The following is an 11,305-nucleotide window of genomic DNA, read 5'->3' on the forward strand; positions in this document are numbered from 1 at the left end:
TACGTAAAGACTTATTTGGCCGCTTTCATGAATACCATCGACAATGACTTTTGCTACTCATTCCCAGCTGTAAGGGGTGTACAAGCAGGGCGCCCTTTCTACATTGCAACATGCCCACTTCGTATAATACCCAAAATCTTTATTTATGATGAAGAAGAGGTACCGCCTGAGCTACGTGCGCAACGGACTTTGAACAAGGCCCGTATACCAGAAATGTCGAGATACTTAGTCGATAATCCAGATGACTATGTCTTTTCTGCGTTAACTGCTTCTGTAGGTAACGATGTTGCGTTTATTGAACACGACGAGCACGCGCCCAATATTGGTACGCTCAAAGTGTCGATGAATACGAGCATTTTGATAAATGACGGTCAGCATCGCAGGGCTGCTATTGAAGAGGCGATTAAGTTAAAGCCAGAACTTGGTCAAGATAATATTGCAATAGTGTTTTATGTAGACGAAGGATTACACAGAAGCCAGCAAATGTTTGCCGACTTAAATCAACATGCAATTCGCCCTTCTACATCTTTATCAACACTTTACGATGACAGGGACCCTGGTGCCAGGATTGCAAAATATTTAGCTACTACCGCCAAACCATTTGTTGGTTTTACCGAAATGGAAAAGAGCAGCATACCTATTAAAAGTAATAAAATTTTTGCGCTGAGCGCGATTAAACACGCTACGAGAGCACTGCTACACAAAGGACCAAAGGACGACATTTCAGGTGAAGAAAAACAGCGTGCGTTGAAGTTTTGGAACGACATCAATGATAATATGCCCGAGTGGAAATTAGTACAGGATAAAAAGCTCGCAGTAAGTGAATTCAGACAAGAATACTTAACTGCGCATGGCATAGCATTACAAGCTATCGCAAACGTTGGTAGTCAGCTTCTCAAATGCTCAGACCAAGAGCAACAAGCCATGTTTCAGCAAATGCGGAATATAGACTGGCGCAAGTCAAACCCGGAATGGATAAAGCGTGCAATGATGCACGGCAAGTTATCGAAAGCCAGCTCAAATATATTTTTAACTGCATTGGAAATTAAACGACAGTTAGGTCTCCAGTTACTGGAAGAGGACCTGCTTAAAGAAAAAGATTTGTTAGCATCATGACATTAGCTAAACAGTTTGAACTCGATGAGTACATTGACTTTATCGAGCAGGAAGATTTTGCGGGAAGTGCATTATCGGAATATGTAGCCAACGTACAGCGAGTTTACCTAAAGGATACGCGCCCTTGGGTTATTGGCTATAGTGGAGGAAAAGACTCTTCTGCTGTGATGGTATTAGTTTACCTTGCTTTACTTGGTCTCAAACCAGACGAGCGACACAAGCATGTGTTTGTAGTGGCCTCCGATACCCTGGTAGAAACTCCCATTGTAGTTGACCATGTAAATCGGTCTCTTGAAGCCATCCAGAAAGGCGCAGCACGCGATAAGCTGCCGATCACCTCTCATAAGGTGGTCCCCAAAACCAATGATACGTTTTGGGCGAATCTCTTGGGTAAAGGCTATCCCGCACCCACGCGTAACTTCCGCTGGTGTACCGAGAGAATGAAAATTGATCCTGTTAGTTCATTCATCACTGATAAGATCAGCCAGTACGACGAGGTAGTTGTGGTACTTGGTTCACGGTCTCAAGAAAGTGCATCAAGAGCCCAAGTTATTGCCAAGCATAAAATTGATGGCTCTGACTTGGCGAAGCATACTACCCTCTCCAACGCCTTTATCTACACTCCGATAGATATGTGGGCAGTAGATGATGTGTGGAAGATCTTACGCTTTTGTCATTTACAGACCCAAGAAACAGCATTTGGTATTAAAAATAAGTGGTTTGATAAGTACGATCTCGAATGGGAAAACCCCTGGGGTGGGAAGAACCTTGTGTTGTGGAATCTGTACAAAGATTCATCCGGCCAAGGCGAATGTCCCATGGTTATTGATGAAACTACTCCCTCTTGTGGTAACTCAAGATTCGGCTGTTGGACCTGCACGGTAGTAACTAAAGATAGAGCAATGGAAAGTTTAGTTCAGAACGGCGAAAGCTGGATGCTTCCGCTACTAAAATTCAGAAATATTCTTTCTCGAAGTACCTCACCTAAACTTAAGAAAAAATACCGCAGCCATATACGTAGAGATGGGCGCCTGGCATTTAAAACACTTCGTGAAGATGGTGAAAAGATCCTCACTGACGACTACACCACCGGCCCTTACAAACTTAAGTATCGCAAGTTAGCGATGAAGTTACTGTTGACCATTCAGAAACGCTTGTCGGCGGTACAGAAAGATCTTGAGCTGATCACTGTACCTGAGCTCCACGCGGTGAGGCACGAGTGGTTAAATGACCCTAACGAGCCAGATTGGGACGATTCGCTGCCAGCTATTTTTAAGGATATTTACGGCTACGATCTTGACTGGGCGGTAGATGATACTAATCAATTTTCTCAACAAGAATCTTCCTTACTAAATCGGGTTGCTCCTGAGCATGGCATTTCGCCGCAGATGCTGAAGAAACTTATCGACCTAGAAGTATCGATGAGTGGTCTCACTCGGCGTGTCGGAATTTTTAATAAAATTGGCCGCCTTGTTCAGCAGGATTGGGATACAGCAGAAAACATCATACGAGAAAACAAAGGTACTAGGCAGAAACAAATCGATCAATCTCGTGAAGTTCAAAGCTTGATGGCAGAGTTAGAAATGATCAACGCCTCTTTAGAGCAGGAGGCAAGCTTATGATTTTTAAAACACTGACTGTGAATAACTTTCGTGTGTTTAATGCCGAACATACTATTGAGTTAGCGCCACGTAGAGACGGGGTCTTCACTAAGCCGATTGTGTTGTTTGGTGGCTTAAACGGAGCTGGAAAAACAAGTATTTTAACTGCAATACGACTGCTACTTATGGGTAAACGTGCTGTTGGGGCTGCCGTCTCAGCAAAAGACTACGCGGACTATCTTACGGCGCAAATCAATAACAAAGCCCAGGCTGATGAATCTTCGGCCACAGCTAGTATACGCTTAGAATTTAGTCACACTCATAAAGGAAAACATAATACCTTTGTCGTTACCCGGCTGTGGGATATTGCAGGTAAAGAAACCCTTACGCTTAAGTTAAATGACGACTTATTAGATGTACTTACTGGCGAGCAAGTGCAAGCAATTTTGTCTGAGATGATCCCACCAGGGATAAGCGACTTATTTTTCTTTGACGGTGAAAAAATCGCTGAGCTAGCGGAAGATGATACCGGAGCCTACTTAAAAGAAGCCGTTCAAAAGCTGTTAGGCATTGATATTGTAAATCGCTTAACGGACGATTTAGATATTTACCTTAAACAAGTCACCAAAGATACTATTGATAAGAAATCACTCAATCAAATAACTGTTCTAGAAAAAGAAAAAAACCAAGCTTACAAAGAAGCACAGCAAGCCCAAGATAGTGCGGAACAAATTCGCCCCCGTTTGACAGAGCTGAGAAAGGCAGTTGAGCACCTAGAAGCGAAAATTCAGGAACGCGGCGGTGCTTGGGCAAAAACGAAAAGCCAAGAAAAAGAGCGGGCTGAACAACTGATTAAAGAAGAGAACCAACTAAGCGGGGCAACCCTCCAAGAATTAGATGGTGCATTTCCTATTTCACTAGCTCCTAATGCTATAGCAGATTTAATAACTCAACTCGAGAAAGAACAAGAATTTAAACAGCATCAAGCGTTTATAAGGAAATTTGAAGCAGCTACAAATGATTTGGCTCATTCTATTTCTGGAAAGTTTAACGCTCAGCCAGAAGATATATCAAGCTTACTTAGTGATTTTGTTAAATCCCAAAACAGTGCGTCGTCAGATGACGAAGTAAGGTTAGATATATCTGACTCTGATTTTTATCGGCTGAAAGCAAACGTCGACTCGGCTATAGACGCCAAGAAAAATGTTACCAGTTTAATGGAAGACCTAAACGCGGTACAAAATGAATTGGCTTCACTATCAATCAATATTGAACGAGCACCTGATGAGCAGGAGTTGGCGAATAATTATTCAAAATTGCGTGAACTCGATAAAAATATTGCATTAGCAAAAGACAACTACAAGTCTTATCTCACCAATGCAAAGGAAAAGATGAGCAAAGCGTTAGACATTGCTAAACGATTGGAGAAGCTTTTTAATCAGCAAAAAAACGAAGCCACAGTGGTTAAAGCACTAACCCGTGTAGAAGCCGCTCAAAATGCCCTGGGTGACTTTTCTAGCCATTTAACAGCCTTGCGTGTAACCCAGTTAGAAGACCTGTTCGCCACATCTTATCGAAAGCTTGCCCGAAAAGGGGATTTAAAGCTAGCTGCAAAGATTGACGCTAAAACATTCGATGTTTCATTAGTAGACCAAGAAGGCATAGTAATAAACCGCAAGTCGCTTTCTGCAGGTGAAAAGCAAATCTTTGCGTTTGCAATACTTGAGGCTTTAGGGAAATTGTCCGGTAAAGTGCTTCCAGTGGTCGTCGATACCCCACTTGGAAGGCTTGATTCCAAACACAGAGATAAACTCATCACGCATTACTTCCCAGAGGCAGGCGAGCAAGTCATTCTGCTATCAACTGATACTGAAGTGGATGAGGAGTTCTATACCCTACTGTCTGATAAAGTTTCACACGCCTATGAAATTGACTTCAACGAAAAAACTCGTTGCTCGAGCGTTCAAGAAGGTTATTTCTGGCAAGAAGCAAAGCAAATGGAGGCTGTGTAATGCTACCTAATAGAATGCAGCTTTCACGTACTGCTGAAGAGCAACTTAAAAAACTCAAAGGCTACACGGGTGTAACACCCAATGTATCGGCACGCATCGCCTTCTTCCGATCGATAGAATCTGACTTTAAATATGACCCCGTCACGGAGTACGCCACGAACGGTAGCTTAACGTTAGACAAGATTACTTGGTTAGGCCGCACCCAGGAGGTAACGGAGCTCTTGTTAAAGCATACCTACCCTGATTTGGAAGGTAAGCAGCTTCAACAAGCTTGGGCTGCTCATGTAGAGCATGGGATAGCTTCGTTGAGAACCCAAAAGACTCTTTTTGGTCTGATTGAAAGAGCCAAAACTAAGTTTTAATAGGAAATGATATACTAAAGCTTCCACCAGGGCTGGCTGTAAATGATTAACTGAATCGCCACTGATTTCCTAGACACCTCTTAGTTAGATAAACTAACTACAAATAGAGAGGTGCTTATGAGCGGAAGACGCTATCCAGAAGAATTCAAGCAAGAAGCGGTTAAACAGGTTGTTGACCGTGGTCATTCCGTCGCAGATGTTGCCAAACGTCTCGATGTCACGACGCATAGCCTTTATGCCTGGGTTAAGAAATATGGCTCTGATTCCACGAAGCACAACGAACTGACTGACGCTCAAGCCGAAATCAAGCGACTACAAAAAGAGCTGAAGCGGGCTACTGAAGAGCGGGATATATTAAAAAAAGCCGCTGTAGATTCAAGTGGTCAATGCAACAGTTATACTAAAATACTGATTTGCATGAGGACTTTGGATGAAGCGAATAAAACGTACATTTACTCAAGATGAGCAAACACTTGTTTTCGATTTATGGAAGCAAGGCGCTGGGTTCAGCGATATTGGCCGTATCATTGAGGCAAAGCCGGGATCAGTATTCACAATTTTACGTGAAGATGGTGGCATTAAACCTAGATCAAGGCATCGTAATATTTCCCACTTAACTCTTTCAGAACGCGAGGAAATCCGCGTTTCATTGTCTGCAAAGATGAGCATTAGAGCGATAGCTAAACAACTAGGTCGCTCTCCCTCGACAATATCACGTGAAATCGCCAGAAATAGAGGGCGTAGATATTACAAAGCAGTTGATGCTGATAACCGTGCAAAACGAATGGCTAAGCGGCCAAAGCCTGGTGTCTTAGAACAATACCCTGAGCTGAGAAAGCTGGTTATAGAGAAGCTAGAGTTGAAGTGGTCGCCAGAGCAAATATCTGGTTGGTTAAGTGTCGAGTATTCTCGGCGTAAGAAAATGCAGGTATCACACGAAACCATTTATAAGTCATTATACGTTAGGGCAAGGAATATCATTCATCACTCGTTGACTGAGCATTTACGAAGAAAACGGCCTATGCGACACAGTCGCTTTCATAGCCGTAAAGGTGACAGAGGCTCCATCAATATAGTTAACGGCATTTCAATTCACGAACGCTCTAAACATATCGATAATCGACGTTCCCTCGGCCACTGGGAAGGCGACTTAGTAACCGGCTCTAAAAACACTCATATTGCCACATTGGTAGACCGGAAATCGCGTTTCACAATCATCTTGAAGTTAGCAGGAAAAGACGCTGATTCGGTGAATACGGCATTATTAGCGGTGTTTAAAAAAATGCCTTCTAAATACCGCAAATCGCTTACTTGGGATAGAGGAATGGAACTGGCTAAACATAGCGTTTTAACAGCTGAATTTGGCATGCCAGTTTACTTCTGCGATCCGCAATGTCCATGGCAACGAGGTACGAATGAAAACACTAATAGCCTTATTCGACAATACTTCCCTAAAAAGACGGATCTATCATTGCACTCACAAGAACGACTCAGTGAAGTCGCAACTCAACTAAATGAACGACCAAGAAAAACATTGAAATTTAAAACACCGTCACACATGATTGAAAGGGGTGTTGCGATGTTCACTTGAACTTACAGCGGCGTACTTCGCAAAAGAGTTCGACTGAGGTACGCCTTTATCAGGGACGAAAGCAACTGTTGGCCTGTCAGATGGTTGTGCCGGATGCTCAACGTTCATCCTAGCGGTTATTATGCCTGGCCCAAGCAACTTCACTCGAAGCGAGACAAAGCCAATCAGCGAGTTACTGGTCTGATAAAGCAGTTCTGGCTGGAGTCTGGTGGTGTGTATGGCTATCGCAAAATCCACTCCGACTTAAGAGACATTGGCGAGCGCTGCGGTATCAATCGTGTCCACCGTTTAATGCGTGGAGAAGGCTTACGTGCTCAGGTCGGCTACCGGAAACCCAGGCATCGCAGTGGTGAGAGCCATATCGTAGTGCCCAACCGCCTCAATCGTGAATTTAATCCCGTTGCACCGGATGACGCATGGGTAACGGATATAACGCATGTCAGAACGCACGAGGGTTGGCTGTACCTTGCAGTCGTCGTCGACCTGTTCTCACGCAAAGTGGTGGGCTGGTCGATGCATCAGCGCATTACCAAGGATATCGTACTCAATGCATTACTTATGGCTGTCTGGCGGCGTAATCCCAAACAGCAAGTCACAGTCCACTCTGATCAGGGAAGTCAGTATACCAGTCACGACTGGCAGGCCTTTTTAAAATCAAATGGGCTGGAAGGCAGCATGAGTCGACGCGGAAACTGCCATGATAACGCTGTAGCCGAAAGCTTCTTCCAGTTGCTGAAGCGGAAGCGAATTAAGAAAAAGGTCTACTCAACCCGAGATGATGCAAGAAGCGACATCTTCGATTACATCGAGATGTTTTATAACAGTAAACGAAAACATGGTTCCAATAATCTACTGTCACCAGTAGAGTATGAAAATCGTTACGAAGAACGACTGGGAAATGTCTAGGTTAGTAGTGGCGATTCAAATTGTCAGATTAAGTCGAGACTAATTCACTTAATTGCTAAACGTTACGCGCATGGCAATGTAATCGTCACCAGTAACTTGCCGTTCTCACGATGGTCAACGGCCTTCGCTGACGGTCAAACCCTGACTGCGGCTCTACTTGATAGACTGTTACATCATGTACATATCGTCCAGATAGCAGAAAATAGTTACCGTCTACGGCGCAAAAACACGGCTGGGATAGCCCCGGTCACCAATAAACAAAATGAAGTATAGATGTTAATGGAGGGTCAATTTTATTTTACCGCTAACTGGGTCAAAATTAGATTGCCGCTGACAACCGATAAAACTTGTCGCGGGTTGCACCCATTGCTATACAGGCCTTAAGTAAGTAGCGCAGTTCTTGAGCCAGCTTTAACCTTCCTGCTTTCTGGTTGATAATTGGATTACTAGCTGCAACATGAGAGTTACCTATTTCATTTTGAATAAATTTTCGACACTTTTATCAAAATGTGTAACTCTCATTTCTTCTTGAAGAAGTGTTACATTAAGGCTGAGACTAATACAAGTAAAAGCTATGCTAGTTCGCTTTCTATTTTGTCAATCAATTCATCTTTGAATCTAGTTTGAGTCATTTTCCTAACATCCGTTGTTTCCTTCTCTACTTGATAATCTAAAATAAACTTTTCTATCAAATCAACCTTGTCTATCCGAGAAATTTCGGGGTACTTGGCATCTAAATAAATCATATAATAATGTTTTATATCGAGACTTTCATAGGAAGTATCTTCGTAGATTTTCTTAATATCCATATAATCTTTAATTATATTGAATGCATCGTCAAGATAACTTCGATCATCAGGGAATACTTCATTATATTTTTTACCAAATATACTTTGCTTAACACTTATAGCTTTTTCTGGGTAGCCCTTCAAGGAATACAACAATTGACCAAACTTTACCATCGAAATGCTAAAGGCATATTTACGGTCACTTTTACCAAGATCGCCTGATTTTCTTATATAATTAATGCCCTTTTCTTTCAAGAAATTTTCAAGCTCTAATTGCTTCTCATTCAAAGACTTAAGATCAGGCGGGGATATAGTATTTTGGCTATTTGTATACTCAGCAATCTTATTTACTTCACCACTGTCACGTTTTATTTGAAAAATACGAACTAACACTTCGCTTTTGGATAGATAGTCTTGAATATTCCTTTCATTGTCTTCATTAAAATTATGAATTGTTCTTAATGTCTGACCACCATTGAGAACCTGAAAGTTACTCATGCTCAACTTCATTTGAGTCTGGCCGTTAACAGGCTCAGCTTCGATTTTTTCTGCTACAATAGTGATTCCATTATTGTACATAAAAAACTTTTCTGGGTGTTCTTCAAGTGACTTATAGATATTATCGTTGTATTTTGACTTAATCACGAACCCTCTAACATTATCGAACAAAACAGCGTAATCTAGCTTAACGCTTTTAAGTTTATCGTAATCCTCTAAATCGTATTTCTCTCTTAATTTTTCATCGTCACAAGTAATTCTAATCAGCTCACTACTTTTTAATCTAGCAATGTAAGACCTTGCTGTTGCAAGTGTATTCTCAGAATATGACATCAATGCATCATTTGGTAGTATGAGCGTCGAATTTATTGGTTCTGGCCTTATTGACATGAAGCCATTAAGCTCTTCGAGAGAAACCGGGATAATTTCAATATCATAACCTTGTGTAAGGTTTTTTATATGCTTATCATTAACATCAACTGGCTTTGAATCATTGCTTACGATATATAGTTTTGTTTTCCATACTTCCTTCGAGTCATATAGCTCTTTAATTTGCTCTGCGAATAATTTTGGCTTTCCAGCAAGCTCACTTACATCACTAGAATAAATTGCATTAATATATTTTGAAGATGTTATGACATCATTCAAACTTTGTTTGGAATCAACACTGTATTTTGATCTATACTTAAAGTTAAATAGATTTATATTTTTACTTTCTTCATCAATAAAAACTGCATCGATCCCACAATCATCGTGAGCATTACCTTCCATTAACTTATTAAATTCAGTATCCGTAATAAATTGAACAAGATCTCCAGGCTCACTGATACCAAATAAATTATCTAAGGTAAAAAAATAAAAACCAAGTCTCTCTTGATCGATTCCTTCATTTACCTTAAATTTAAAATTATTATTCATTGCTTGAAAATAAGTATTACATTTTAAACCTAAAAGTTTAAAATCATTGATATTTGCCACTTTAACCTCTTATTTTTTAATTCGATTTAAGGAAATCACTTAATATACTTTCTTCTATATTTTCTCTGATTTTCCATGTCCCTTTGTTAACTTTTTTATATATATCATATTTCCCACCGAAGAGCTCAACATCAGAGGAATTGGTGTAAATAGCCCGTCTCACACTTGTTTTCCAGGCAGAATACAAGGTCCTCTTGGATGTTTTTCGAACCTCAATATATATCTCATTAAGAGTCGCTTTTCCTCCTAGACCTTTTACAATATTGTAAACTTCATCATTCCATGTGTGATTGATCTGCTCTTTAAAGTCTAAGACTCTATTTTCCAATTCATTTATGTTTTCATCAGAGGGCGATGTTTCAGCAGTTAACTTAGCTTTTAAATTGACTAGCTCAATAAAACTATTGAGCGTTTTCTTCTGTATATCGGGGGAACCACTTAAGTTATTTATTACATTCTCAATTGGTGTATTTCGTGTATCTCCAGCGCTATTTCTAATATAACGTTCACAAAGCTCTATCTCTCTAAACAGACCACCAATTTTTGAATCTAAGTTTGATACTATCTTTTCACGCTCATCGCTTTCTATTTTAAGCTTTACTGACTGATCAAAAGCATCATTCAGTATAGGTTTTAACTCGTCGAAAATTTCTTCAACTTCATCGTACTCCTCTTCAGTAAAATCCGCCGAGTGAGCGACTCGATTTCTTAGATCCGTGAGCTTTTCCCACCTTGATTTTAAATAAGACGCTTCTACGTTAATGCTATCTTTAAAAAAAATATTCCAGTTAGAAGTTGGTATAAAACTTTTGAGCTTTTCAATATTTACTTGTTCGCTATCGCTTAAGGAATTTATTTCGGTATACAAACTCTCATTGGTTTTTGTTTGGTAGCTCTTAAAGAGAAAGTCAGCTAAATGTCCAAAGTCCAACTTATGTAGTTCAGACGCATATTCGTGACCATTGTTCGACCGGTCTCTCGCGAAATTTTTTTTAACAGCATCCGGGGAGTTATTTTTCGCCCAATCTTTTCCAACCTTTGTTACCATGAAGAAAGTAATCAATCGCCGCATTAGATTCTCTATTTCATGAATTTTACCGTAGGCGTTACAGGCGCTGTAGTGAGATAAATCACTTGTCAACGTTTCAACATCGAAGCTGTCTGATTTACACGCTCCTCTAACTATTTTTAATAGTTGTTTATATTCTTCGACATAGGCCTTAGAACAAGAAATTGCAATATAAAAGTACTTCTGTACTTTATCACTGACATCGCCGTATCTAATTTCATACTTAAACTTTATATCTTTATATTCAATTTCTTTTTCATTAAAAAAAAACATGAGCTTTATCTTCAACAAACTCAATAAATCTATCTGTCGACTTTAGTAAATTAAAAAGTCCAGACTGACCTTTAGAGTTTTCTATTACAACCAGATATTCGGTCGTGAATC

General features: G+C 40.5%; 7 protein-coding genes and 3 pseudogenes. 8 read left to right on the plus strand and 2 right to left on the minus strand.

The features are described 5' to 3' along the window. The first annotated feature begins 27 nt into the window (after nt 1-27). From dndB to D0Y50_RS19000, 8 genes and pseudogenes are all read left to right on the plus strand, one after another. Nucleotides 28-1,116, plus strand: coding sequence for a DNA sulfur modification protein DndB (gene dndB, locus D0Y50_RS18965; RefSeq protein WP_117318490.1), 1,089 nt, complete (start codon nt 28-30; stop codon nt 1,114-1,116). Further along, on the plus strand, nt 1,113-2,738 hold the full coding sequence (locus D0Y50_RS18970; RefSeq protein ID WP_117318492.1) for a DNA phosphorothioation system sulfurtransferase DndC: 1,626 nt from the start codon (nt 1,113-1,115) through the stop codon (nt 2,736-2,738). The genes dndB and D0Y50_RS18970 overlap by 4 nt, the downstream gene beginning before the upstream one ends. After that, on the plus strand, nt 2,735-4,729 hold the full coding sequence (gene dndD / locus D0Y50_RS18975; RefSeq protein WP_117318494.1) for a DNA sulfur modification protein DndD: 1,995 nt from the start codon (nt 2,735-2,737) through the stop codon (nt 4,727-4,729). Before D0Y50_RS18970 ends, dndD begins: the two co-directional genes overlap by 4 nt. Further along, nucleotides 4,729-5,091, plus strand: a complete 363-nt coding sequence (dndE, locus tag D0Y50_RS18980) for a DNA sulfur modification protein DndE (protein ID WP_117318496.1) — start codon at nt 4,729-4,731, stop codon at nt 5,089-5,091. The genes dndD and dndE overlap by 1 nt, the downstream gene beginning before the upstream one ends. Nucleotides 5,092-5,208: 117 nt before the next feature. Continuing rightward, nucleotides 5,209-5,457: pseudogene (locus D0Y50_RS18985) on the plus strand (transposase); the annotation flags it as partial. 73 nt (nt 5,458-5,530) lie between these two features. Then, nucleotides 5,531-6,682, plus strand: coding sequence for an IS30 family transposase (locus tag D0Y50_RS18990; protein WP_117318575.1), 1,152 nt, complete (start codon nt 5,531-5,533; stop codon nt 6,680-6,682). Nucleotides 6,683-6,694: 12 nt separating this feature from the next. After that, a pseudogene (locus D0Y50_RS18995) lies at nt 6,695-7,588 on the plus strand (IS3 family transposase); the annotation flags it as partial. 45 nt (nt 7,589-7,633) lie between these two features. Continuing rightward, nucleotides 7,634-7,861 (plus strand): annotated as a pseudogene (locus D0Y50_RS19000) (ATP-binding protein); the annotation flags it as partial. A 299-nt stretch (nt 7,862-8,160) separates the two neighbouring features. Here D0Y50_RS19000 and D0Y50_RS19005 read toward each other — a convergent pair. Together D0Y50_RS19005 and D0Y50_RS19010 are read right to left on the minus strand one after the other, a co-directional pair. Beyond that, on the minus strand, nt 8,161-9,852 hold the full coding sequence (locus D0Y50_RS19005) for an AIPR family protein (protein ID WP_117318500.1): 1,692 nt from the start codon (nt 9,850-9,852) through the stop codon (nt 8,161-8,163). Nucleotides 9,853-9,868: 16 nt separating this feature from the next. Beyond that, entirely contained in the window at nt 9,869-11,194 is a 1,326-nt protein-coding gene (locus D0Y50_RS19010; protein ID WP_117318502.1) for a HEPN domain-containing protein, read from the minus strand. Between the last annotated feature and the right edge of the window lie 111 nt (nt 11,195-11,305).

It is taken from the genome of Salinimonas sediminis, assembly GCF_003429285.1.
In the GTDB taxonomy this organism is placed as follows: Bacteria; Pseudomonadota; Gammaproteobacteria; order Enterobacterales; family Alteromonadaceae; genus Alteromonas; species Alteromonas indica.

Bases quoted from the DNA above. Each gene is read 5' to 3' on its own strand.
- dndE (WP_117318496.1), top strand. From the start codon at position 4,729: ATGCTACCTAATAGAATGCAGCTTTCACGTACTGCTGAAGAGCAACTT.
- D0Y50_RS19010 (WP_117318502.1), bottom strand. From the start codon at position 11,194: ATGTTTTTTTTTAATGAAAAAGAAATTGAATATAAAGATATAAAGTTT.
- D0Y50_RS18970 (WP_117318492.1), top strand. From the start codon at position 1,113: ATGACATTAGCTAAACAGTTTGAACTCGATGAGTACATTGACTTTATC.
- dndB (WP_117318490.1), top strand. From the start codon at position 28: ATGAATACCATCGACAATGACTTTTGCTACTCATTCCCAGCTGTAAGG.
- dndD (WP_117318494.1), top strand. From the start codon at position 2,735: ATGATTTTTAAAACACTGACTGTGAATAACTTTCGTGTGTTTAATGCC.